21 protein-coding genes and 1 pseudogene are annotated in these 22,261 nt (G+C 72.0%); 11 read left to right on the top strand and 11 right to left on the bottom strand.

Annotation, left to right across the window (positions count from 1 at the left end):
* Window positions 1-170 precede the first annotated feature (170 nt).
* Together OHQ87_RS20610 and OHQ87_RS20605 are read left to right on the top strand one after the other, a co-directional pair.
* Window positions 171-1,754, top strand: coding sequence for an acyl-CoA mutase large subunit family protein (locus OHQ87_RS20610; RefSeq protein WP_328340216.1), 1,584 nt, complete (start codon window positions 171-173; stop codon window positions 1,752-1,754).
* Window positions 1,755-2,382: 628 nt separating this feature from the next.
* On the top strand, window positions 2,383-3,645 hold the full coding sequence (locus OHQ87_RS20605) for an amidohydrolase (protein WP_328340214.1): 1,263 nt from the start codon (window positions 2,383-2,385) through the stop codon (window positions 3,643-3,645).
* Here OHQ87_RS20605 and OHQ87_RS20600 read toward each other — a convergent pair.
* Window positions 3,602-4,579 (bottom strand): DUF4349 domain-containing protein, encoded by a 978-nt coding sequence (locus OHQ87_RS20600; RefSeq protein WP_328340212.1) that lies wholly within the window; start codon window positions 4,577-4,579, stop codon window positions 3,602-3,604. The two genes, OHQ87_RS20605 and OHQ87_RS20600, sit on opposite strands and share 44 nt — an antisense overlap.
* A gap of 121 nt (window positions 4,580-4,700) precedes the next feature.
* Between OHQ87_RS20600 and OHQ87_RS20595 the strand changes: the two genes are divergently transcribed.
* From OHQ87_RS20595 to OHQ87_RS20585, 3 genes are read left to right on the top strand one after another with little or no spacing between them, the layout of a single operon-like run.
* Window positions 4,701-5,330 carry an MBL fold metallo-hydrolase gene (locus OHQ87_RS20595; RefSeq protein ID WP_328340210.1) on the top strand — a complete coding sequence of 210 codons (630 nt, stop codon included), beginning with the start codon at window positions 4,701-4,703 and terminating at the stop codon, window positions 5,328-5,330.
* A gap of 3 nt (window positions 5,331-5,333) precedes the next feature.
* Window positions 5,334-6,347, top strand: a complete 1,014-nt coding sequence (locus OHQ87_RS20590) for a hypothetical protein (protein ID WP_328340208.1) — start codon at window positions 5,334-5,336, stop codon at window positions 6,345-6,347.
* A 31-nt stretch (window positions 6,348-6,378) separates the two neighbouring features.
* The gene (locus OHQ87_RS20585) at window positions 6,379-7,128 is read left to right on the top strand and encodes an SCO6745 family protein (RefSeq protein WP_328348929.1); all 750 of its coding nucleotides are present in this window, start codon (window positions 6,379-6,381) and stop codon (window positions 7,126-7,128) included.
* Window positions 7,129-7,243: 115 nt separating this feature from the next.
* Here the strand turns inward: OHQ87_RS20585 and OHQ87_RS20580 are convergent, their stop codons facing one another.
* Window positions 7,244-7,699 (bottom strand): gamma-glutamylcyclotransferase, encoded by a 456-nt coding sequence (locus OHQ87_RS20580; protein ID WP_328340206.1) that lies wholly within the window; start codon window positions 7,697-7,699, stop codon window positions 7,244-7,246.
* A 106-nt stretch (window positions 7,700-7,805) separates the two neighbouring features.
* On the opposite strand from OHQ87_RS20580, the gene OHQ87_RS20575 reads away from it, so the two are divergent.
* Window positions 7,806-9,209: an NAD(P)H-quinone dehydrogenase gene (locus OHQ87_RS20575; RefSeq protein WP_328340204.1), complete on the top strand. Its 1,404-nt coding sequence runs from the start codon at window positions 7,806-7,808 to the stop codon at window positions 9,207-9,209.
* 119 nt (window positions 9,210-9,328) lie between these two features.
* On the opposite strand, the gene OHQ87_RS20570 is transcribed toward OHQ87_RS20575, so the two are convergent.
* The 3 genes from OHQ87_RS20570 to OHQ87_RS20560 form a co-directional block, all read right to left on the bottom strand.
* Window positions 9,329-9,541, bottom strand: coding sequence for a helix-turn-helix domain-containing protein (locus OHQ87_RS20570; protein ID WP_328340202.1), 213 nt, complete (start codon window positions 9,539-9,541; stop codon window positions 9,329-9,331).
* Complete coding sequence (locus OHQ87_RS20565; protein WP_328340200.1) at window positions 9,538-9,660, bottom strand: hypothetical protein; 123 nt, start codon at window positions 9,658-9,660, stop codon at window positions 9,538-9,540. The genes OHQ87_RS20570 and OHQ87_RS20565 overlap by 4 nt, the downstream gene beginning before the upstream one ends.
* A gap of 278 nt (window positions 9,661-9,938) precedes the next feature.
* A complete protein-coding gene (locus OHQ87_RS20560) occupies window positions 9,939-10,574 on the bottom strand; it encodes a DedA family protein (RefSeq protein WP_328340198.1) in 636 nt (211 codons plus the stop codon).
* Window positions 10,575-11,399: 825 nt separating this feature from the next.
* Here OHQ87_RS20560 and OHQ87_RS20555 point away from each other — a divergent pair.
* From OHQ87_RS20555 to OHQ87_RS20545, 3 genes and pseudogenes are all read left to right on the top strand, one after another.
* Window positions 11,400-11,678, top strand: coding sequence for an excalibur calcium-binding domain-containing protein (locus tag OHQ87_RS20555; protein ID WP_328340196.1), 279 nt, complete (start codon window positions 11,400-11,402; stop codon window positions 11,676-11,678).
* Between the two features lie 256 nt (window positions 11,679-11,934).
* Window positions 11,935-12,105, top strand: a pseudogene (locus tag OHQ87_RS20550) (threonine--tRNA ligase); the annotation flags it as partial.
* The gene (locus OHQ87_RS20545) at window positions 12,093-12,311 is read left to right on the top strand and encodes a His/Gly/Thr/Pro-type tRNA ligase C-terminal domain-containing protein (protein WP_328340194.1); all 219 of its coding nucleotides are present in this window, start codon (window positions 12,093-12,095) and stop codon (window positions 12,309-12,311) included. The pseudogene OHQ87_RS20550 and the gene OHQ87_RS20545, both read left to right, overlap by 13 nt.
* 58 nt (window positions 12,312-12,369) lie before the next feature.
* Here the strand turns inward: OHQ87_RS20545 and OHQ87_RS20540 are convergent, their stop codons facing one another.
* From OHQ87_RS20540 to OHQ87_RS20525, 4 genes are read right to left on the bottom strand one after another with little or no spacing between them, the layout of a single operon-like run.
* The gene (locus OHQ87_RS20540) at window positions 12,370-14,406 is read right to left on the bottom strand and encodes an ABC transporter ATP-binding protein (RefSeq protein ID WP_328340192.1); all 2,037 of its coding nucleotides are present in this window, start codon (window positions 14,404-14,406) and stop codon (window positions 12,370-12,372) included.
* On the bottom strand, window positions 14,403-16,136 hold the full coding sequence (locus tag OHQ87_RS20535; RefSeq protein WP_328340190.1) for an ABC transporter ATP-binding protein: 1,734 nt from the start codon (window positions 16,134-16,136) through the stop codon (window positions 14,403-14,405). The genes OHQ87_RS20540 and OHQ87_RS20535 overlap by 4 nt, the downstream gene beginning before the upstream one ends.
* Window positions 16,130-16,660: a MarR family winged helix-turn-helix transcriptional regulator gene (locus OHQ87_RS20530; RefSeq protein WP_328340188.1), complete on the bottom strand. Its 531-nt coding sequence runs from the start codon at window positions 16,658-16,660 to the stop codon at window positions 16,130-16,132. Before OHQ87_RS20530 ends, OHQ87_RS20535 begins: the two co-directional genes overlap by 7 nt.
* Before the next feature lie 24 nt (window positions 16,661-16,684).
* Window positions 16,685-17,131, bottom strand: coding sequence for a DoxX family protein (locus OHQ87_RS20525; protein WP_328340186.1), 447 nt, complete (start codon window positions 17,129-17,131; stop codon window positions 16,685-16,687).
* A gap of 86 nt (window positions 17,132-17,217) precedes the next feature.
* Between OHQ87_RS20525 and OHQ87_RS20520 the strand changes: the two genes are divergently transcribed.
* Window positions 17,218-17,799, top strand: a complete 582-nt coding sequence (locus OHQ87_RS20520; protein WP_328340184.1) for a TetR/AcrR family transcriptional regulator — start codon at window positions 17,218-17,220, stop codon at window positions 17,797-17,799.
* A 342-nt stretch (window positions 17,800-18,141) separates the two neighbouring features.
* Here OHQ87_RS20520 and OHQ87_RS20515 read toward each other — a convergent pair whose 3' ends face one another.
* Together OHQ87_RS20515 and OHQ87_RS20510 are read right to left on the bottom strand one after the other, a co-directional pair.
* The gene (locus tag OHQ87_RS20515) at window positions 18,142-19,581 is read right to left on the bottom strand and encodes a GuaB1 family IMP dehydrogenase-related protein (protein ID WP_328340182.1); all 1,440 of its coding nucleotides are present in this window, start codon (window positions 19,579-19,581) and stop codon (window positions 18,142-18,144) included.
* A gap of 75 nt (window positions 19,582-19,656) precedes the next feature.
* Complete coding sequence (locus OHQ87_RS20510) at window positions 19,657-21,408, bottom strand: acetyl/propionyl/methylcrotonyl-CoA carboxylase subunit alpha (protein ID WP_328340180.1); 1,752 nt, start codon at window positions 21,406-21,408, stop codon at window positions 19,657-19,659.
* 149 nt (window positions 21,409-21,557) lie between these two features.
* Between OHQ87_RS20510 and OHQ87_RS20505 the strand changes: the two genes are divergently transcribed.
* Complete coding sequence (locus OHQ87_RS20505; protein ID WP_328348928.1) at window positions 21,558-22,166, top strand: PadR family transcriptional regulator; 609 nt, start codon at window positions 21,558-21,560, stop codon at window positions 22,164-22,166.
* Window positions 22,167-22,261: the final 95 nt, after the last annotated feature.

Below are 22,261 nucleotides of genomic sequence, written 5' to 3'. Positions count from 1 at the left end.
CGACGCCCGATGCGAAACCCGACGCGGCGTACCTTTGTCCTACCTGACGGTACCCACCGCCATGTCGAACGGTGTGTACCTGGCCGTTCACCTGCTGTCGACCGATGCCGAACCGAGATGTGCGCCATCCCTCACCCCACCGATGCCCCTCCGCGTCCTACCATCCGTGGATGAGCGATGCGCGGGCGAGCGAGTCGGGGTTCCCCATCAAGGGCGTCTACACGGCCGCCGACCTCCCCCCGGAGCTGGACTCCCGCCTCGGCGGGCCGGGTGAGTACCCGTACGCCCGGGGGGTCTACCCGACGATGTACACCTCCCGCCCGTGGACGATGCGGCAGTACGCCGGCTTCGGCACCGCCACCGAGTCCAACGCGCGCTACCACCAGTTGCTGAAGGCCGGCACCATGGGCCTGTCGGTCGCCTTCGACCTGCCCACCCAGATGGGGTACGACTCCGACGACGCCATCGCCAGCGGCGAGGTGGGCAAGGTCGGGGTGGCGATCGACTCCATCGAGGACATGCGGCTGCTCTTCGCCGGCATCCCGCTGGACAAGGTCTCCACCTCGATGACCATCAACGCGCCCGGCTCGGTGCTGCTGCTGCTCTACCAGCTCGTCGCCGAGGAGAACGGCATGCCGGGCTCGGCGCTCAACGGCACCATCCAGAACGACATCCTCAAGGAGTACATCGCCCGGGGGACGTACATCTTCCCGCCGAAGCCGTCGCTGCGGCTGGTCGCCGACACCTTCGCGTACTGCCGCAAGGAGGTGCCGAAGTGGAACACCATCTCCATCTCCGGCTACCACATGGCGGAGGCCGGCGCGACGCCCGCGCAGGAGATCGCGTTCACCCTGGCCAACGGGGTGGAGTACGTCCGCGCGGCACTGGCCGCCGGGCTGGCGGTGGACGACTTCGCCCCCCGGCTGTCGTTCTTCTTCGTTGCCCGGACGACCCTGCTGGAGGAGGTGGCGAAGTTCCGCGCCGCCCGGCGGATCTGGGCCCGGCTGCTGCGCGAGGACTTCGGCGCGAAGGACCCGAAGTCGATGATGCTGCGGTTCCACACCCAGACGGCGGGGGTGCAGCTCACTGCCCAGCAGCCCGAGGTGAACCTGGTCCGGGTGGCGGTCCAGGGGCTCGCCGCGGTGCTCGGCGGCACCCAGTCGCTGCACACCAACAGCTTCGACGAGGCGATCGCGCTGCCCACCGAGAAGGCCGCCCGGCTGGCGCTGCGTACCCAGCAGGTGCTGGCGTACGAGACGGACCTGACCGCCACCGTCGACCCGTTCGCCGGGTCGTACGTGGTGGAGGCGATGACCGCCGAGATCGAGGCGGCGGTCAACGACCTGATGGACCGGGTCTTCGACCACGGTTCGGCGGTGGACGCGATCGAGGCTGGGTTCCAGAAGCGGGAGATCGAGCAGTCGGCGTACCGGTTCGCCCAGCAGATCGACGCGGGCGAGCGGGTGGTGGTCGGGCTGAACCGGTTCCAGATCGACACCGAGGAGCCGTACGAGCCGCTGCGGGTGGACCCGACGATCGAGGCGACCCAGGCGGAGCGGCTGGCCAGGCTGCGGGCCGAGCGGGACGCCGACGCGGTCGAGCGGGCCCTCGCCGAGCTGCGGGCCGCCGCCGAGGGGGAAGAGAACGTGCTCTACCCGATGAAGGAGGCGCTGCGGGCCCGGGCCACAGTGGGCGAGGTCTGCGGGACGCTGCGCCAGGTATGGGGGACGTACCGCCCGAGCGACCGTTTCTGACCCCGGTCGACGCCCCGGGCAGGGCGTGACTCCACGGCGGCTCCCGCCGGCGTACCGACGTCGGCAGGGGTCGCCGTCGTCGTCGTGCCGGGAGCGTCAGGGGTCGCCAGGTGGGGGTTGCGGGGCTACCGTCGGTGACAGCCTGCGGTGCGTCGGGTGGGGGCGGTCCGCCCGGGTGGGCGGCGGTGCTCCCGGCGGGGTGTGTGCCTCCGGGGATCCCTGGGTAACCCGAACGGGTGAACGGGACGGACAGCATGTCCGAGCGCAGCCTGGGGCACCGTGTCACCGTCGGGAACCGACCGCTCACCGGGGGTCGTCGGGTAATTGTCCGAGCGGCAGTCCACTCGGGCGACCAATGCGACAATTCGGGTACGACGGCCCCGGATCGATGCCGATTTCGCGACCGCCCAATCGGTTACGCGTTGTAGGAGGTGGGGGGCAGATGACGGCATCCGACCGCGATCTACCTGCTGTCCCGCAGATATTCGAGCCCTTCCACCAGGGCTTACGTGACGCTGTGCGGTCTGATCGCTACCGTAACGAGGTTGCGCAGCGTCACCGTCGGAGGTCTAGGCTGTCTGCTGTCCGCCCCGATGATCCATCCATTTCTAGTGATCGAGAATTCGACGTGACGAGTGCGTTGACGCTGCCCGACGGCAGCCAGCTGGCGTCGTCCTGGCCGGAGGCGCCGTCCGGGTCCCAGCCCCTGCCCCACGATCTGGATCACCTGCTCGCGCTGCGGGTGCCCGGCCTGATCGCCACCCGCCGCCACCTCCACTCCCACCCGGAACTCTCCGGCGAGGAGTTCGAGACGGCGGCGCTCATCGCCCGGGAGCTCACCCTCGCCGGGCTGCACCCCCGACTGCTACCCAAGGGCAACGGGGTGATCTGCGACATCGACGGGCGGCCCGACGGCCCGGTCGTCGCGCTCCGCGCCGACATCGACGCGCTGCCGCTGACCGACGTCAAGGACGTCTCCTACCGTTCCACGGTGGACGGGGTCTGCCACGCCTGCGGCCACGACGTGCACACGACCGTGCTGCTCGGCGTCGGCATGCTGCTGGCCCAGCTCGCCGACGCCGGCCAGCTCGACGGCCGGGTCCGGCTGATCTTCCAGCCGGCGGAGGAGATCCTGCCCTGCGGCTCGCTTGAGGTCATCGAGGCCGGTGGCCTGGAGGACGTGGTGCAGATCTTCGCGCTGCACTGCGATCCCAACCAGCCGGTGGGCCGGGTGGGGCTGCGGGTCGGTCCGATCACCGCGGCGGCCGACAACGTCACCGTGAAGCTCACCGGGCCGGGCGGGCACACCGCCCGCCCGCACCTGACCGTCGACCTGGTCGACGCGCTCGGCCGGCTGGTCACCGAGGTCCCGGCCCTGGTCAACCGCCGGGTGCCGGCCAACAGCGGGCTGCTGCTGGTGTTCGGCCACGCCTCGGCCGGCACCCGGTACAACGTCATCCCGTCCGAGGCGTGCGCGGCCGGCACCCTGCGGGTGATGGACCGCGACACCTGGGAACGGGCCCCCGAGATCGTCGCTCAGGTCGTCCGGGACGTGATCGCGCCCACCGGCGCCACAGTCGACCTGGAATATCTGCGGGGTCGTCCGCCGGTGAGCAACGACGCCCGTGCCATCGGCATCCTCACCGCCGCCACCGCCGCGGCGCTCGGCCCCGAGGGGATCGCGGAGACGCCGCAGAGCATGGGTGGCGAGGACTTCTCCTGGTACCTCGAACACGTCCCCGGCGCACTGGCCCGGCTCGGCGTCGGCCGGGCCGGCGGCCCCACCGTGGACCTGCACCGGGCGTCCTTCGACGTCGACGAGCGGGCCATCCCGGTCGGGGTGCGCCTCATGGTGCAGACCGCGTTGCGGGCACTGGCGGCGGTCCGGTAGGAGCCGGCGGGTGGCCCCCGCCGACCGGTCCCACCGGCGGCGCGGGCCGCCGGCGCTGACGCCGCCGGCGCAGCAGCACCACCAGCGCCGTCACCGGCACCCCGATGACCAGCAGCCAGGGCAGCAACGCCCCGAGTACGGTCAGCAGCACGCCCATCGAGGCGAGGAAGACCGTCCAGCCGCCGCGCAGACCCACCATGAACCCGGTGCGGTCCTCCTCCTCGTCGGCCGTCGAGGCGTCCCGGCCGACGAAGGTCACCGTGATCGTGGAGAGCGCGGTCAGGTCGGCCAGCCGGCGCTTCTTCGCCTCCAGCGAGGCCAGGTCGGCCTCCCGGCGGGTCACCTCGTTCTCCAACGAGACCAGCTCGGCCACCGTGTCGGCCCGGGCCAGCAGCCGGCGGGCGCTGTCCACCCGGGCCCGCTGGGTGGTGATCCGGGCGTCCAGGTCGACCGTCTCCTCGGTGACGTCCTGGGTACGGATCTCGCGGCGCTGCTGCCGCCCGTAGGTGGCCAGCTCATCGACGAGCGCGGTGAACTTCGCCGCCGGAACCCGCAGCTCCAGTTCCGCCTGGGCGGAGGCGTCCACGCTGCGGCGCTGGTCCCCGCCGACGAACCCGCCGGTGGCGGTGACCGCCTCCACCGCCCGCCGGGCGGCACCCTCCACGTCGTCCACCTGCACCCGCATCGTTCCGGTGTAGATGATCGCCCGCTGGTCGACCCGCAGGTCGGGAGCGCCCGTACCGGCCTGTCCCGCCGCCGCGTCGCGGTCAGGTGCCGCGCCGCCCGGTGCTTCCCGCGCCGGTGCCTTCTCGGCCGGTGCCGCCCCGCCCGAGTCGCTGCTCCGGTCGGCCGCCCCGCACCCGGCCAGCAGCAGCGCCGCCAAACCGACCGCCGCCAGGGCCCGCGCCCCGCCGGCCGCTGTCCTCAGTGTCATCCCCGCTCCCGTCGTCGTCCGCGCCCCGGTTGCGGGGCGATAGCTCGGACGCGGCGCGCAGCCGCCCCGGTTCCGGCAGACTGCGCTGAGGACATCACGATTCGATAAGCGAGGAGTCACGATGCGGCTCACCAAGTACTCGCACTCCTGTCTGCGGGTCGAACGCGACGGGGCGGTGCTGGTCGTCGATCCGGGCGTGTTCAGCGAGCCGGCAGCGCTGGACGGGGCGGACGCGGTGCTGGTCACCCACGAACACCCCGACCACCTGGACGTGGCCGCGCTGAACCGCCGGCTGGACCGGGAACCACTCCCGGTGTACGGGCCGGCGGCCCTCGGTGCCGTGCTCGGCGACGCGGCGACGGCACTGACCCCGGTAACCCCGGGTGACACCTTCACCGCCGCAGGCATCCCGGTACGCGCCGTCGGCGGCCGGCACGCCGTCATCCACCCCGACATCCCGGTGGTGGACAACCTCGGTTACCTGCTCGACGGCACGGTCTACCACCCCGGTGACGCGCTGTACGTCCCCGAGGACGTCGAGGTGGACACGCTCTTCGCCCCGATCCACGCCCCTTGGTCGAAGTTCTCCGAGGTGGTCGACTTCATCCGGGCGGTCGCCCCCCGCCGGGCGTACGCCCTGCACGACGCGCTGCTCAACGACAACGGGTACGGCGTGCTCGACAGGCAGTACACCGCGCTGTCCCGCACCGACTACCAACGGCTGGAGCCGGGCAGCCGGATCGACGCCTGAGCCGTGACCGCCGACGAGTCCGAGCTGACCCGGCAGCTCCACCGCACCCCGCCCGACCGGTTCGTCGCCGCCCGGGACGCCGCCGTCGCGGAGGCCCGCCGGGCCGGGGACGTCGCCACCGCCCGACGGTTGGCCGGGCGGAAGCGACCCACCGTGGCGGCCTGGCTGGTGAACCTGCTCGCCCTGGACCGGCCCGAGCTGGTGGCCGAGCTCGGCCCGTTGGCCGAAGCGCTGCGCACCGCCCAGCGGGATCTCAAGGGGGCCCGGTTGCGGGAGCTGTCCGCGCAACGGCGGGCGGTGGTCGCCGCCCTGGTCACCGAGGTACGCAGGCTCGCCGCCGACATCCCCGGGGCACCGCCGGCCGCCCGGCTGCCGCTGGCCGAGGTGGAGGCCACCCTGCACGCGGCGCTCGCCGACACCGGGGTCGCCGAGCAGGTGCGCACCGGGCAACTGCTCAAGGCGGTGCACCATTCCGGCTTCGGTGAGGTGCCCCGCCCGCAACTGCGGCTGGTCACCGGCGGCGGGGCGCAGGCCGGCGCGGGAGGCGGGGCGGAGATCGGCGCGGGAGGCGGGGCGGAGCCGCATCCGGACGGTGGGAGAGAGGCTGCCGGCGTACCCGAGGGGGAGGGTGAGCGGGGCGGTGCGCGGCGGGCCCGCGACGAGCGGGCGGCGGCTCGGGCCGCCCAGGCCGAACGGGCCGGGCGTCGCCGTGCCCTGACGCGGGAACTCGCGGCGGCCCAGGCCGCCCAGCGGCAGTCGGAGCGGGAGCTCGACGGGACGGCCACCGCCGAGCGGAACGGCGTCGACGTCCTCGACCGGATCGAGCGCGAACTGGCCGAACTGGAGCGTCGTCGGGCCGTTGCCGAGCAGGAGCTGAGCCGGGCCAAGCTGGCCCGCCGGGCGGCCGAGCGGGCCCACACCGCCGCCCGGCGACGCACCGGGGAGGTCGAGGCGGCGATCGAGGCGGTCGACGCCGAAGAGGAGGATGCCACGGCTGGCGGTGGCAAGGCAGACTGAGCACGATGGATGTGTGCAACGGGCGGTCGGGATGACGCCGGAACAGGTCGCCGCCGGCAGCAAACCCGCAGTGCTGGAGCTGGGGGAGCTGTTCAGCCGCTGCCCGGGAACCCTGCGACGGGCCAGGACGCTCGGCATCTCCGGCTGGGCCTTCTATGTCACCGGGCGGGCCGGCGCGTTGGGTGACATCCGCGCCGAGACGGTCGCGGCGGCCCTCGGCTTCCTCGCCCCGGAGGCCGTCGCCGACGGGTGGGACACCGCCGCCCGGGTGGCCCGGCCGTTGGAGGTGGCCACCGCCAACCTGGCCGAGTGTTGCCGGTGGGGCGCCCAGCACCTCGACGACCTTCCCGGCACACCCCGGCTGACCGTCCTGCTGGAACGGGTGGTGGCCGCCGCCGACGCGACAGGCATGCCGCTCTTCGCCGCCTGGCGGGCCATGCCGCTGCCGGAGCACGCCGAGGGTGCCCGCGCGGCCGTGGCGCTGCTGCTGCTCCGGGAGTACTTCGCCGGGGCGTACCTGCTGGCGGTGCGGGCCGCCGGGATGACACCGCTGGAGGCGGTGCTGGCCGGCCCGGCGGGGGAGGGCGGGGCGGCGGCGTGCGGGTGGACCCCGCCGTACCCGCCGGTCGGGCCGTTGGTGCGGCGCCGGCTGTGGGCCGAGGCGGTCACCGACCGGTTGGCGTCGGCCGGCTTCCGGGCGCTCAGCCCGGCCGAGGGGCGGGAGCTGATCGGGCTGCTCACCGACGTCCGGGCGCGACTACGGGCCGAAGCGGACGGGTGACCCCCGGTCTGCCGACGCCTGACCGGGTTGACCCGGTGTGGGACGCGTGACGCCTGGCGGGGTCGCCGTCGGGCGGCCCCGGCCCCGGTAGCACACTGGGCGGGTGCGATACGCGTTACGCCGAGGCGGTGCCGGTGGGGCGGGACCGCAACTCGGAGACGTAGTCGTCGGGGGCACCCGCCTTCTCGGCGGCGTTCGCGATCTCCGACAGGTACCAGGCGGTCGGCAGGCCGCCCTCGTAGCCGTCGAAGACGTACACCCAGGCGGTCACGTCCCCGTCCAGCGTCGAGACCCGCACGGTGAGCCTGCGGTACGTGCCGGCGTTGACGCCCTCCAACTCGTCGAGCTGGGCGGCGTCGTAGGGGTCGATGTCGTACAGCGCCACGAAGACCCGGTCACCCGGGGACTCGACCACGGTGCTGACGGAACCTTCCCAGCCGATCACGTCCTCGCCGGCGAAGGTCAGCCGCCAGCCCTCCAGCCAGCCGACGCCCACCATCGGCGAATGCGGACAGTAGGCACGCATCCGGGCGGGGTCCAGGTTTGAGCCGTAGGCCGCGTAGTGACGCACGGCGATGACGATAGCCCGCCGGACGGGTGGGGGAGAATACGACGGTGCGTGTCGCACGGGTTCGGGAGAAGAAAGTCACTGTGAGCACTGAGAGAGGGCGAGGGCTGTGAGCCGCATCGTGATCATCGGCGGGGGGCCGGCCGGCTACGAGGCGGCCCTGGTCGCCGCCCAGCTGGACGCCGACGTCACCGTGGTGGAGGCCGAGGGTGCCGGGGGTGCCTGCGTACTCTCCGACTGCGTCCCGTCGAAGACCTTCATCGCCAGCTCGGAGGTGGTGACCGGCTACCGGGACACCGAGGAGTTCGGCATCCACTCCGACGGCCTGGAGGCGGTCACGGTCGACGCCCGGGCCGTGCACGAGCGGGTGAAGCGGCTCGCCCTGGCCCAGTCCGCCGACATCCACACCAAGCTGCTCAAGGCGGGGGTGACCTTCGTCGCGGGCACCGCCCGGCTCGGCGAGGACACCCTCGGTCACACCCACCGGGTCGTCGTCACCCCGGCCGACGGCGGCGAGGAATATTCGATCGCCGCGTCCACCGTGCTGGTCGCCACCGGTGCCACCCCGCGCCAGCTGCCCACCGCGCTGCCCGACGGGGAGCGCATCCTCACCTGGCGGCAGGTGTACGACCTGCCCGAGCTGCCCGCCCACCTGATCGTGGTGGGCTCCGGCGTCACCGGTGCCGAGTTCGCCAGCGCCTACCAGGCGATGGGGGTCGAGGTGACCCTGGTCTCCAGCCGGGACCGGGTGATGCCGCACGAGGACGCCGACGCGGCGATGGCCATCGAGCAGGTGTTCCGCAGCCGGGGCATGAGCATCCTCAACAACTCCCGGGCGGACGAGGTCCGGCGTACCGACGACGGGGTGGAGGTGGTCCTCTCCGACGGGCGGGTGGTGTCCGGTTCGCACGCCCTGATCGCCGTCGGCTCCATCCCGAACACCGCCGGCCTGGGTCTGGCCGAGTACGGCGTCGAGCTGGCCAAGGGCGGCTACGTCACGGTCGACCGGGTGTCGCGTACCAACGTCCCCGGCATCTACGCCGCCGGCGACTGCACAGGCGTGCTGCCGCTGGCCAGCGTCGCCGCCATGCAGGGCCGGATCGCGATGTGGCACGCCCTGGGCGAGGCGGTCCGTCCGCTGCGGCTGCGGACCGTCGCGGCGAACGTCTTCACCGACCCGGAGCTGGCCACCGTCGGCGTCTCCCAGGACGAGGCGGACGCCGGCCGTACCCTGGCCCGCCAGGTGATGCTGCCGCTGACCGGCAACGCCCGGGCCAAGATGGACGACCTGGCGGACGGATTCGTCAAGCTGTTCTGCCGCCCGTCCACCGGTCAGGTGGTCGGCGGGGTGGTGGTGGCCCCCAAGGCCAGCGAGCTGATCCTGCCCATCACGATGGCGATCGAGAACAACCTCACCGTCAACGAGCTGGCCCAGACCATCACCATCTATCCGAGCCTGTCCGGTTCGATCACCGAGGCGGCCCGCCAGCTCATGCTCCACGAACTCGAATGACCCGGTGACCCGGCGGGCGTCGGTCGAGCAGTTGACCGACGCCCTACCGTGCGATGTCAGCCGGATCGGAGGCTGACGTGCGGTGCCGGTCGACCGACAAGCCGACCGGCGGTGGAATCTCAGGCCACGTTGAGTTGGATGTTCCCGATGCGAGCGACCACGTCCACCTGACCGCCAAGTCCGGTGACGTACGCGCGAAGGGTCTCCAGGCTGGTGTGTTCGCCGGTCTCGATCTGGCTGATCCTGGCCTGGGACAGGCCGGATGCCTCGGCGAGTTGCTGCTGGGTCATGCCGAGTTGCCGGCGGATCTCGGCCAGTTGCGCGCCGCTCACCGAGGCGAGCATCTTTCGCGGAACCGGCCGCGCCGGGCGATCCGCTCGGGGTCTTCCCAGGAGGGGTCGAGCTCGCGGGCCTTGGCCTTGACCTCACGCCAGTCGGATCCGTTGCTCATCGTTGCGCTTCCTTCAGTGCGATCAGATGCTCCCCGAATCTGGCGTCGGCGAGCGGGACGGCCTGCTGGTACCAACTCTGCCACTGTCCCGACTTGTCGCCAGCGACTGAGACGGTCCACCAAGGGACGTCCCGGTGCAGAGCCATGTTCGGCACGAAGATCGATGGCTTCGCTGACCAGATCCGCGCTTGTGGGATCGACGCGACACAGCTTGAGAAAGCACGCCTCCACCTCAGGATGCGGTCTGATGTCCCACACCCCTCAATATAAGCAAGACCTTATACCGGCGGGGGTGTGGACGCGCTCAGGTCGGTGGGGGTTTCTCGGCTGGCGGCGCGGGTGCTGATCAGCATCATCGTCCAACCGGCCGCCCCGAACCCGGCCGCCGCCGCTGCCGCGACGACCCCCAACCGCCAGGCCGACCCGGTGAGCGCGGTGCCGCCGAGGTGGCCGACCAGCGCGCCGTAGCTGGCCCAGCCGACGGCCGCCAGCGCCTCGTAGCAGAGGAACAGCCGGTACGGGTAGCGGCTGCGGCCGGCGGAGAAGCAGGCCGCCATCCGGCCGCCGGGTACGAACCGGCAGAGCAGGATGGTCAGTGGTCCGGGGCGGCGCAGCCCACGGGTGACCCGTCCGGCGACCCGACGGGCCCGGCCGGGGGCCACGTGCCGGGCCTGCCGCCGGTCCGGGGCGCTGCGGCCGAGCAGATAGCAGGCCAGGTCACCGACGAAGACGCCGAGCGCCCCGACACCGATGGTCAACGGCAGGCTCAGCCCGCCGACCACGGTGAGCGCGCCCCCGGTGATCATGACCGCCTGGGTGGGGATGACCGGCACGAAGGCGTCCGCGACGAGCAGCCCCATCAGCAGCAGGTATGCCAGCAGGGGCGATGCGACGTCAGTGAGAAGCTCGGGCACGACTGCCACCTCGCGGGTCAGGGCCGGTTCCACGCAACGAGCCTCCCGCCAGCTCCGCCGTCACGGTAGAGCGGACCGGTCGGTGGTGACCACGGACACCTCCGGGGCGCGCGGTGCCGGAGGGCGTGACTCCGCGCCGTGCGCCACCGGTAGCAGCATGGAGGGCCGTCTGCCGCTCGCCGTCTGCCGCTCGCCGCTCGCCGCCCGGAGGGGGTCGGCGGATCGTCGATCGTCGGCGTACCGTTGGGTACGCGGCCCCACACCCGTCGGGTCCCCCGTTCCTGACGAGCGGGCCGCCGTGGGTCGCCGGCAGGTCCCGTGCCGGCGACCCTCCTAATCTCCGCCCCGGTAAAGCCGGGAAGTCGTGTTCTGGCCAGCGGGAACGCCGCACCGGTGAGCGTCGGGTCGCGTCCGGTCCCCCGCTCTGGCGCCGGCCCCGGATGATGATCGTTGATCATGGCGGCTGTCGATTCTGACGATGGCAACTGAGCCAACCGTATCGCCGTCATCGGCACGGACCCGGTCATTGACCCCAGTCGCGCGGCGACGGCCTCAGCGAGTCGGACCGGTGCCGCCGGCCCGACCCCGGCTGCGCCGGTCACCCGCACCCCGGTCGAGCCGGGCACCCTCCCCCTTCCCGGCCGTCGGCCGCGCGGGTCGTACGACGCCTCGCGGCCGTCGGAGCGGCATCGTGCCGCTACCGGCCGAGGGGTGATCGTCGTTCGGACACACCGGCTGTCGGCCCGAGGACACCATGCCCCGCTCGGCGGTGTCGCTCGGATAGCGTCCCGGGCTCAACCGACATTCCTTATCGGAGGCTCGTAGATGGTTTCCACCCTGGTGCGGGGCGCGCTCGCCGTGACCCTGGCGCTCGGCAGCACCCTCGTCGTCGTGACCGGCCCTGCCGAGGCGGCGGCGACGAAGTACAAGAACTGCACCGCGTTGAACAAGAAGTACAAGCACGGGGTGGGCAAGAAGGGAGCGAAGGACAAGGTCCGGGGCAGCACCAGGCCGGTCACGAACTTCACCGTGTCCGACTCGGTCTACGCGAAGAACACCCACCTGGACCGGGACAAGGACAAGGTCGCCTGCGAGAAGCGCTGACCGGTCGCCGCCGGCCGTCGGAGAGTCGCGGGTCGGAGAGAGACCGGTCCGCCGTCGGGCGGAAAAGCGCTCGCCCCGGGCGTCGCCGGGGTCGTAGGTTGGCGGTATGTGCAGTGCGGTGGTGACCACGACGTCGGGAGATCCCGGCGTGCCGCACTGACGTCTTCCGTAGACGAGGCCCCGGGCGATCCGCCCGGGGCCTCGTGGCATTGCGGGCACGGTCGCCTCCGGGTCGTACCCGATCATGGAGCGCGACATGATCGACCACCGTAGGCTCGGCCGGGAGCTGGACCTGTTCGTCTCCGACCCGCTGGCGGGGGCCGGGCTGCCGATCTGGCTGCCGGCCGGCGCGGCGGCCCGGCACGCCGTCGAGGAGTACGTCCGCGAGTTGGAGCGCCGGGCCGGCTACCAGGGGTGGACGCCGCCGGCTCGCTGGGAGCCCGGGTCCGGGACGCGGCCCGCCGCCGGGTGCCGTACGTCGGGGTGGTCGGTGCCCGGGAGGCGGCCGACGACGCGGTCGCCCTGCGCCTGCGAGACGGCCGGGGGCTGCCCCCGATGCCGGTGGCGGACGCGGTGGGGCTGATCGGCGCGGTGGTCGCGGCCCGCGCGGCGGAGCTGCTCCCGGCCGGCTGACCACTGCGGGGCGGGACCGGAAGCGACGCCCCCGGTCCCGCCCCGACTGGTACGACGGTCAGCCCCGGGCCGGTGCCGGTGCCGCCGCTTCCGGCGCGGCCTCGTCCTCGACCACCGCCGCGGTGAACTGCGCCTGGTAGAGCCGGTGGTACGCCCCCCGCGCGGCGAGCAGTTGCTGGTGGGTGCCCTGCTCGACGATCCGGCCGTCCTCCATCATCAGGATCAGGTGGGCGTCGCGGATGGTGGAGAGCCGGTGCGCGATGACGAAGCTGGTCCGGTCGGAGCGCAGCGCCGCCATCGCCCGTTGCAGCAGCACCTCGGTACGGGTGTCCACCGAGCTGGTCGCCTCGTCCAGGATCAGCAGCGACGGTTCCGCGAGGAACGCCCGCGCGATGGTGATGAGCTGCTTCTCACCGGCGCTGACGTTGCTGCCCTCCTCGTCGATGACGGTGTCGTACCCGTCGGGGAGGCTGCGGACGAACCGGTCCACGAAGGTGGCCCGGGCGGCGGCGAGGATCTCCTCCTCGGTGGCGTCCGGGCGGCCGTAGGCGATGTTGTCCCGGATGGTGCCGCCGAAGAGCCAGGTGTCCTGGAGCACCATGCCGATCCGGCCGCGCAGGTCGTCGCGGCGCAGCGTGGTGATGTCCACCCCGTCCAGGGTGATCCGCCCGGCGTCCAGCTCGTAGAAGCGCATCACCAGGTTGACCAGGGTGGTCTTCCCGGCACCGGTCGGGCCGACGATGGCCACGGTGTGACCGGGCTCGGCGACCAGGGACAGGTCGTCGATAAGCGGCTTGTCCGGGTCGTACCGGAAGGAGATGTTCTCGAACTCGACCCGGCCGTGCGGTGCGACGACCTGGGCCGGGGTGGCCGGGTCGGGGCTCTGCTCGTCGGCGTCGAGTACGGCGAAGACCCGTTCGGCGGAGGCCACCCCGGACTGGAGCAGGTTCGCCATCGAGGCGACCTGGGTGAGCGGCTGGGTGAACTGCCGCGAGTACTGGATGAACGCCTGCACGTCACCGAGGCTCATCGACCCGGACGCCACCCGCAGCCCGCCGACCACGGCGATCGCCACGTAGCTGAGGTTCCCGACGAACATCATCGCCGGCATGATGATCCCGGAGATGAACTGCGCGCCGAAGCTGGCCCGGAACAGCTCGTCGTTCTTGGCGTGGAAACTGGCCTCGACCTCCGGCTGACGGCCGAAGACCTTGACCAGCTCGTGGCCGGTGAACGCCTCCTCGATCTGGCCGTTCAACTCGCCGGTGTGGGCCCACTGGGCGATGAACTTCTGCTGCGACCGCTTGGCGATCCGCTGCGTCACGATCACCGACATCGGCACCGCGACCAGCGCGACGAGCGCCAGCAGCGGCGAGATCCAGAACATCATCGCCAGGACGCCGACCACGGTCAGCAGCGAGGTGAGCAGTTGGCTGAGCGTCTGCGACAGGGTCTGCGAGATGTTGTCGATGTCGTTGGTGACCCGGCTGAGCAGCTCACCCCGGGGTTGCCTGTCGAAGTAGGGCAGCGGCAACCTGTTGAGTTTCTCCTCCACCTCGGCGCGCAGCCGCAGCACTGTGGACTGCACCACCCCGTTGAGCAGCCAGCCCTGCCACCAGGCCAGCAGGCTGGCCGCCACGTAGAGGCCGAGCGCGAACAGCAGCGTCCGGCCGAGGGCGTCGAAGTCGATGCCGGCACCGGGGACCACGTCCATCCGGGCGATCATGTCGGCGAAGTTGTCGTTGCCGGCGGCCCGCATCCCGGACACCGCCTGGTCGACGGTGACGCCGGCCGGAAGCTGCCGACCGATCACCCCGGCGAAGATGATGTCGGTGGCGTGGCCGAGGATCTTCGGGCCGATCACGCTGAACCCGACGCTCGTCACCGCCAGGGCGATGATGCCCGTCAGCGTCACCCGGTGCGGCCGGAGCCGGCGGAGCAGCCGGCGTACCGACGGCCCGAAGTTCATCGACTTCTCCGCCGGCATGGCGGCGTTCATCCACGGCGGCCCGCCGCCGCCGCGTCGGCCGGCCGCCGGCAGCCGCTGCGGAGTGGTCGCCTCCGGGGCCTTCTTCTGCTCGGGTACGGCGGTCATGCCGGCACCCCCGTCGTCTGCTGGGACGCCACGATCTCGGCGTACGTCGGACAGTCGGCAAGCAGTTCGTCGTGACGGCCCATCCCGACCACGCCTCCGTCCTCCAACACGATGATCTGGTCGGCGTCGACGATCGTGGAGACCCGCTGGGCCACGATCACCACCGCGGCATCGGCGGTGACCGGGCGCAACGCGGCCCGCAACCGGGCGTCGGTGCCCAGGTCGAGCGCCGAGAACGAGTCGTCGAACAGGTAGATCTCCGGCTTGCGGACCAGCGCGCGGGCGATCGCCAGCCGTTGCCGTTGCCCGCCGGAGACGTTCGTCCCACCCTGGGCGATCGGGGCGTCCAGACCGCCGGACATCTGGGCGACGAAATCGCGGGCCTGGGCGATCTCCAACGCCGTCCACAGTTCGTCGTCGGTGGCGTCCGGGTTGCCGTACCGCAGGTTGCTCGCCACCGTGCCGGTGAACAGGTACGGCTTCTGCGGCACCAGGCCGATCCGCCGCCACAGCTCCTGCGGGGCCAGTTCCCGGACGTCGACCCCGTCGACCAGCACCGCGCCCGCGGTCGGGTCGACCAGGCGGGGGATCAGGGTCAACAGGGTCGTCTTGCCGGCACCGGTGGACCCGATCACGGCGGTGGTCCGGCCGGGGGTGGCCCGGAACGAGATGTCGTGCAGCACCGGTGCGCTGGCCCCCGGGTACTGGAAGGCCACGCCGCGCAGCTCCAGCTCACCGTGTCCGTCGACGTGGGTGACCGGGGTGGCCGACGGGACCACCGAGGACTCGGTGTCGAGCACCTCGACGACGCGTTCGGCGCAGACCGCCGCGCGGGGCACCAGCATCAGCATGAAGGTGGCCATCATGACGGCCATCAGGATCTGCATCAGGTACGCCAGGAAGGCGGTCAACGCGCCGATCTGGATCTGTCCGGAGTCGATCCGCTGGGCGCCGAACCACAGCACGGCGACGCTGGAGACGTTGAGCACCAGCATCACCACCGGGAAGATCACCGCCATCAGCCGGCCGACCCGCAGGGCGGTGGCGGTGAGGTCGGCGTTGGCCACCCCGAACCGCTGCGTCTCGTACGGCTCCCGGACGAACGCCCGGACCACCCGGATGCCGGTGATCTGCTCGCGGAGCACCCGGTTGACGATGTCGATCCGGGTCTGCATGAGCCGGAAGCCGGGCACCATCCGGCGGATGACCAGCCCGAGCGCGACGGCGAGCACCGGCACGCTGACAAGCATCAGCCAGGACAGGCCGATGTCCTCCCGCAGCGCCATCACCACCCCGCCGATGCTCATGATCGGGGCCGCGACCAGCATGGTGCAGCTGGTCAGGACGAGCATCTGCACCTGCTGCACGTCGTTGGTGTTGCGGGTGATCAGCGAGGGTGCGCCGAAGTGGGCGACCTCGCGGGCCGAGAACCGGTTGACCTGCCCGAAGATCGCCGAGCGGAGATCCCGGCCGAAGGCCATCGCGGTGCGGGCGCCGAAGTAGACGGCCGCCACCGAGCAGGCGATCTGCACCAGGCTGACCAGCAGCATCCAGCCACCGGTACGGATGATGTAGTCGGTGTCGCCCCGGGCCACGCCCAGGTCGATGATGTCGGCGTTGAGGCTCGGCAGGTAGAGCGAGGCCATCGTGCCGACGAACTGGAGCAGCACCACCGCGCCCAGCGGTCGGTGATAGGGGCGCAGGTAACGGCGCAACAGGCTGATCAGCACGGATGGCTCCCGGGCCTCGGGTGGTCGGTCGATTCCTGGTGTTGTGTTGTCAACCTCTTGTCCTCCCCGTCGGACATGGTCGTGATGACCTCGATCAGGAAATCCCGGATCACCGCGCGCCTGGCCGGGTCGGCGTCGACGGAGGTGAGCGGGGTGTCGGTGTGCATCCGGGCGACCAGGGCGCGGGTGTGTTCCCGCCCCTTGTCGGTCAGCGCGAGCCGTACGCTGCGCCGGTCGGCGTCGTCACGGCGGCGCTCGACGAAGCCGTCCCGTTCCAGGGTGTCGACGATGCCGGTGAGGGTGGCGGGCCGGACGAAGCAGCGGTCGGCGACGTCCCGGTGGGCGGCGTCGTCGAGGTGGGTCAGGGTGAACAGCACCCGCATCCCGGCCGGGGTCAGGCCGTGGTGTTCGGCGAGATAACGGCCCCAGTGCTGGTCGACGAGGTGGCCGGCGACCGACAGCAGTCGCCCGAGCGGTGCCCCGCGGAGCGCGTCGGGAAAGACGGCAAGTGGTTCCGATTGCACGGTCGTACATTAGCCCCCGAACCATCAGGGGCCAAACGAAATGGTCAGGGCCGCTCCGACGTACAGGATCTGGAGCGCGGTACGCGGCCCGAGCGGGGTGACCGGGCGACCGGCGAGCGTCACGCCGCGCCGGGCCGCCGAGATGTTCGCGGGGAACATCGCCATCATCATCAGGGCCAGGCCGGCGGCGACCGGACGGGCGGTGGACGGGATCAACAGCCCCACCGCGCCCACCAGTTCCAGCACTCCCGTCACCGTGACCAGGGCGCCGGGGAAGGGCAGGCGCGGCGGGACCATGGCGGTCAGACCCTCCCGGTGGGGCGAGGTGAAGTGGGCGAAGCCGGTCGTCACGAACAGCAGCGCCAAGCCGATGCGGAGTGCGGGCTGCCAGCCGTCGAGCGCGTCCACGCCGGCCAGCCCGGCCAGACGCGCGACGGCGGTGCCGACGAGCAGAGCGATCAACGGAACCATGCGGGCCTCCTCGGGTGCAAATCTTTATACTGACAAGATAGTCGCCCGAATGGCTGTCTTGTCAACGTAAAGATATGCTTGGTGTCATGACCGACACCCGCGCCTACCACCACGGCGATCTGCCACGTGCGCTGCTCGACGCGGCGGTGGCGGCGATCGGGGATTCCGGCCCGGCGGCGCTCAGCCTGCGCGACCTCGCCCGCCGCGCGGGCGTCTCCCACGCCGCCCCGACCCACCACTTCGGCGACAAGGCCGGGCTGCTCACCGCACTCGCCGTCGAGGGGTTCGACCTGCTCGCCGGGGCCCTGACCGCAGCCGGTGACGACCTGCTCGACGTGGGGGTGGCGTACGTGGACTTCGCCGTCTGCCACCGGGCGCACTTCGAGGTGATGTTCCGACCCGACCTCTACCGGGCCGACGCTCCCCAGGTGCGGGCCGCCCGGGAGCGTGCGGGCGCGGCGCTGCACCTCGGCGTGGCGGCCCTACCGCCGGACCGGGCCGAGCCGGGCGAGTCGCGGACGGACGCACTGGCCGCCTGGTCGATCGTGCACGGCTTCGCCACCCTCTGGCTCTCCGGCGCACTGCCCCCCGACGTCGAAGCCGACCCCCGCGCCGCCGCCCGCACCGTCATCCGCCGCCTCTTCACCCCACCCCCACCCCCACCCTGACCCCCACCCTGACCCCCACCTCCGCGTCCACCCCGCTCCCACCCGCCCGACCCTGACCCCGCCCCCACCCCACTCGCACCCTGACCCCCACCGGTCTGTGTCCGGCCTCAGCCCCCGCCCCCGGCCGACCACACTGTCGCTCTCCCCGCGCATGCCCCTCTCGACGGTGATCAAGAGCTTTACGTCAACCCGCCCGCCTACGCTGACGCAAACCTCTTGATCACCGGGACGAGTGGGGTGGATGCGGCGGTGATCAAGAGGTTTGCGTCAAAGATGATCGTTGTGGTGACGTAAAGTTCTTGATCAACTCGGGCGGGGCGGGGCGGGGCGGGGGGTGGGGGGTTACCAGCTGGTGGGGAGGGGCATGCCTTCGGTGTAGCCGGCGGTGCTCTGGACGCCGACCAGGGCGCGCTCGTGGAACTCGTCAAGGGTGCGGGCACCGGCGTAGGTGCAGGCGCTGCGTACCCCGGAGATGATCTCGTCGATCAGGTCCTCGACACCGGGGCGAGCCGGGTCCAGGTACATCCGCGCGGTGGAGATGCCCTCTTCGAAGATCGCCTTGCGGGCCCGGTCGAAGGCGCTGTCCTCGGCGGTCCGCGCACTGACCGCCCGCGACGAGGCCATCCCGAAGCTCTCCTTGTAGCGTCGGCCGTCCGGCTCGGTGTAGAGGTCACCCGGCGACTCGTAGGTGCCGGCGAACCAGGAGCCCACCATCACGTTGGACGCCCCGGCGGCCAGCGCCAACGCCACGTCCCGCGGGTGTCGTACGCCGCCGTCGGCCCAGACGTGCCGGCCCAGCGCTCGGGCCGCCGCGGCGCAGTCCAGCACCGCCGAGAACTGCGGCCGACCGACGCCGGTCATCATCCGGGTGGTGCACATAGCGCCCGGTCCGACCCCGACCTTGACGATGTCCGCGCCCGCCTCGATCAGGTCGCGTACCCCGTCGGCGGTGACCACGTTGCCGGCCGCCACCGGCACCGGCGGGTCCAGCCTGCGGACCGCCCGCAGCGCGGAGATCATCCGCTGCTGGTGCCCGTGCGCGGTGTCCACCACCAGGGTGTCGACACCTGCCGCGAGCAGCGCCTCGGCCTTGCCGGTGACGTCGCCGTTGATGCCCACCGCCGCCGCGATCCGCAGCCGTCCCCGGTCGTCGACCGCCGGCTTGTAGAGGGTGGCGCGCAGCGCGCCCTGCCGGGTGAGCACGCCGACCAGGCGACCGTCGGCGTCCACCACCGGGGCCAGCCGACGCCGCCCCGCGTTGAGCCGTTCGAATCCGGTACGCGGGTCCGCGTCGGCCGGCACGGTGTGCAGCTCGGTGGACATCACGTGCTGGAGCTGGGCGAACCGGTCCACCTCGTGGGTGTCCGCCTCGGTGACCACACCCACCGGCCGACCGGCCTCGTCGACCACCACCACCGCGCCGTGCGACTTCTTGGGCAGCAGGTGGATGGCGTCGCCGACGGTGTCGGTCGGGCCCAGGGTGATCGGGGTGTCGTGCACCAGGTGCCGCTGCTTGACCCAGTCGACGACGGTGGCCACCACCTCGATCGGGATGTCCTGCGGGATCACCGCGATCGCGCCGCGCCGCGCCACCGTCTCGGCCATCCGCCGCCCGGCCACCGCGGTCATGTTCGCCACCACCAGGGGAATGGTGGTGCCGGTGCCGTCGGCGGTGGACAGGTCGACGTCGAGCCGCGAGCCCACCTCGGAGCGGGCCGGCGCCATGAAGACGTCGTTGTAGGTCAGGTCGTGCCCGGGAACCGCGCCATGAAGGAACCTCACCCGACCATCATTCCCGCTTCCGGCCCGTCCCGCCGCCGTCGGTGGCCCACACCACCCCGGGGGCCGCGAGGTGGTTCAGGCGATGGTGCAGATCGCCGCGCCGGCGGTGAGCACCGCGCCGACCTCGGCGGCGAGCCCGGCGATTGTGCCGGCCTTGTGGGCGTGCAGGGGCTGCTCCATCTTCATCGCCTCCAGGACGACGACCAGGTCACCCTCGGCGACGGTGTCCCCGTCCGCGACGGCGATCTTGACGATGGTGCCCTGCATGGGGGAGGTGAGCGCGTCGCCGCTGACCGCCGTACCCACGGTGGCGCCGCCGCCCCGGCGGGCCGGCTTGCGCGCGGCGGGCGCGGCGGTGGTCGTACCCCCGGCGAGGCCGGCGGGGAGGGTGACCTCCAGCCGCTTGCCACCCACCTCGACCACGACGGTCTCGCGCGGGGCCGGCGGATCGGCGGGGCCGGCGGTGGCGGCGAACGCCGGTACGGTGTTGTCGAACTCGGTCTCGATCCACCGGGTGTGCACGGCGAACGGTTCGGCGGTGAACGCCGCGTCCCGCACGACGAGGCGGTGGAACGGCAGCGCGGTGGCCATCCCCTCGACGACCATCTCGTCGAGCACCCGGCGGGCCCGCTCGATCGCCTCCGCGCGGGTCTCGCCGGTGACGATCACCTTGGCCAGCAGCGAGTCGAAGTTGCCGCCGATCACGTCACCGGCGGAGACCCCGGTGTCGACCCGTACGCCGGGACCGGTGGGCAGGCGAAGCGCGGTGATGGTGCCGGGGGCGGGGAGGAAGTTGCGGCCCGGGTCCTCGCCGTTGATCCGGAACTCGATGGCGTGCCCGCGCGGGGTCGGGTCCTCGGTGAACCGCAGCTTCTCGCCGTCGGCGATCCGGAACTGCTCACGGACCAGGTCGACGCCGGCGGTCTCCTCGGTGACCGGGTGCTCCACCTGGAGCCGGGTGTTCACCTCCAGGAAGGAGATGGTGCCGTCCATGCCGACCAGGTATTCCACCGTGCCGGCCCCGTGGTAGCCGGCCTCCCGGCAGATCGCCTTGGCGCTGTCGTGGATCTGGGCGCGCTGCGCGGCGGTGAGGAACGGCGCGGGGGCCTCCTCGACCAGCTTCTGGTGCCGGCGCTGGAGCGAGCAGTCCCGGGTGCCGACCACGATCACGTTGCCGTGCTGGTCGGCCAGGACCTGCGCCTCGACGTGCCGGGGCTGGTCCAGGTAACGCTCGACGAAGCACTCGCCCCGGCCGAACGCGGCGACCGCCTCCCGGGTGGCCGACTCGAACAGGTGCGGGATCTCCTCCAGGGTGCGGGCCACCTTGAGGCCACGCCCGCCACCGCCGAAGGCGGCCTTGATGGCGACCGGGAGACCGTGGGCGACGGCGAAGGCGATCACCTCGTCGGCGTCGGCGACCGGGTCGGAGGTGCCCGGCACCAGGGGTGCGCCGGCCCGCTGGGCGAGGTGCCGGGCGGTCACCTTGTCGCCGAGGTCGCGGATCGCCTGCGGGGTGGGGCCGATCCAGGTCAGCCGGGCGTCGATGACCGCCTGGGCGAAGTCGGCGTTCTCGGAGAGGAAGCCGTAGCCGGGGTGCACGGCGTCCGCGCCGGACTGCCGGGCCACCTCGATCAGCTTGTCGATGCGCAGGTAGCTGTCGGCGGCGGTGTCGCCACCCAGGGCGTACGCCTCGTCGGCGAGGGTGGTGTGCAGGGCGTCCCGGTCGGAGTCCGCGTAGACGGCGACGCTGCCCAGACCGGCGTCGCGGCAGGCCCGGATGACGCGGACGGCGATCTCGCCACGGTTGGCGATGAGAACCTTGCGCACCTGGTGCTCCTCCCGGGGGTCGTCTGCTCGGGAGTGTATCGGCCGGCCCGGAGCACCCCTAACGATCACTCAGTGTGGGATGTCGCACTGCCTGCGCCGGGGGGCTAGTCAAACTTGGTTATTACGCTTGTACGGTGTCTGCGACTCGGATGATGATCCTGGGGCTGGTCCGGTGGATGCAGCCCGTGCACGGCTACGACGTGCGCCGCGAGCTGTTGAGCTGGAGCGCCGACAAGTGGGCGAACGTGCAGCCCGGTTCGATCTACCACGCGCTGCGCAAGCTGACCGAGGAGGGACTGTTGCGTACGGTCGCCACCGAGCAGGTCGGCGCGCGTCCGGCGCGCACCACCTACGAGGTGACGCCGAAGGGGGACGAGGAGTTCGAGACCCTGCTGCGGGCGCAGTGGTGGCAACTGCAGGAGGCACCCGACCCGTTCGTGGCGGCCTTCTCGTTCCTGCCGGCGATGCCCCGCGAGGAGGCGGCGGCGGCGCTGCGCAACCGGGCGAACCTGCTGCGCGCCGGTGTCGAGTCGATGCGCGCCTCGTTGGATTCGGACTGGGTGCGTCGGAGCAAGCCGGTGCACGTGACCTGGATGTTCGAGTTGTGGCTGGCCCGGGCCGAGGCGGAGGTGGCGTGGTGCGGGCGGATCGCCGAGCGGATCGACTCGGGAGTGTCGTACCTGCCTGCTGGGGTGACCGGGACGGAGGGCTGGCCGGGTTGGACGGACGGCGGTCCGTCACCCGGCCAGGAAAAGTAATAATCAACGTTGACCATAGAAGCTATATCGCGTTAGCCTGCTCCCGGCCCGATGGTGGGGAGCGCGTCGAACGACGCCTCGGGGGCAGAGGGTGG

Source organism: Micromonospora sp. NBC_00421 (assembly GCF_036017915.1).
Lineage (GTDB): Bacteria > Actinomycetota > Actinomycetes > Mycobacteriales > Micromonosporaceae > Micromonospora.
Note: the sequence above shows the minus strand (reverse complement) of the source record. Positions and strands in the feature narration are given on the sequence as shown.

Excerpts from the sequence above, each read along its gene's own strand:
- OHQ87_RS20565 (WP_328340200.1), bottom strand. The coding sequence starts at position 9,660 with ATGAGCAACGGATCCGACTGGCGTGAGGTCAAGGCCAAGGCCCGCGAG.
- OHQ87_RS20555 (WP_328340196.1), top strand. The coding sequence starts at position 11,400 with ATGGTTTCCACCCTGGTGCGGGGCGCGCTCGCCGTGACCCTGGCGCTC.
- OHQ87_RS20600 (WP_328340212.1), bottom strand. The coding sequence starts at position 4,579 with ATGACACTGAGGACAGCGGCCGGCGGGGCGCGGGCCCTGGCGGCGGTC.
- OHQ87_RS20505 (WP_328348928.1), top strand. The coding sequence starts at position 21,558 with ATGATGATCCTGGGGCTGGTCCGGTGGATGCAGCCCGTGCACGGCTAC.
- OHQ87_RS20540 (WP_328340192.1), bottom strand. The coding sequence starts at position 14,406 with ATGACCGCCGTACCCGAGCAGAAGAAGGCCCCGGAGGCGACCACTCCG.
- OHQ87_RS20595 (WP_328340210.1), top strand. The coding sequence starts at position 4,701 with ATGCGGCTCACCAAGTACTCGCACTCCTGTCTGCGGGTCGAACGCGAC.
- OHQ87_RS20610 (WP_328340216.1), top strand. The coding sequence starts at position 171 with ATGAGCGATGCGCGGGCGAGCGAGTCGGGGTTCCCCATCAAGGGCGTC.
- OHQ87_RS20520 (WP_328340184.1), top strand. The coding sequence starts at position 17,218 with ATGACCGACACCCGCGCCTACCACCACGGCGATCTGCCACGTGCGCTG.
- OHQ87_RS20525 (WP_328340186.1), bottom strand. The coding sequence starts at position 17,131 with ATGGTTCCGTTGATCGCTCTGCTCGTCGGCACCGCCGTCGCGCGTCTG.
- OHQ87_RS20585 (WP_328348929.1), top strand. The coding sequence starts at position 6,379 with ATGACGCCGGAACAGGTCGCCGCCGGCAGCAAACCCGCAGTGCTGGAG.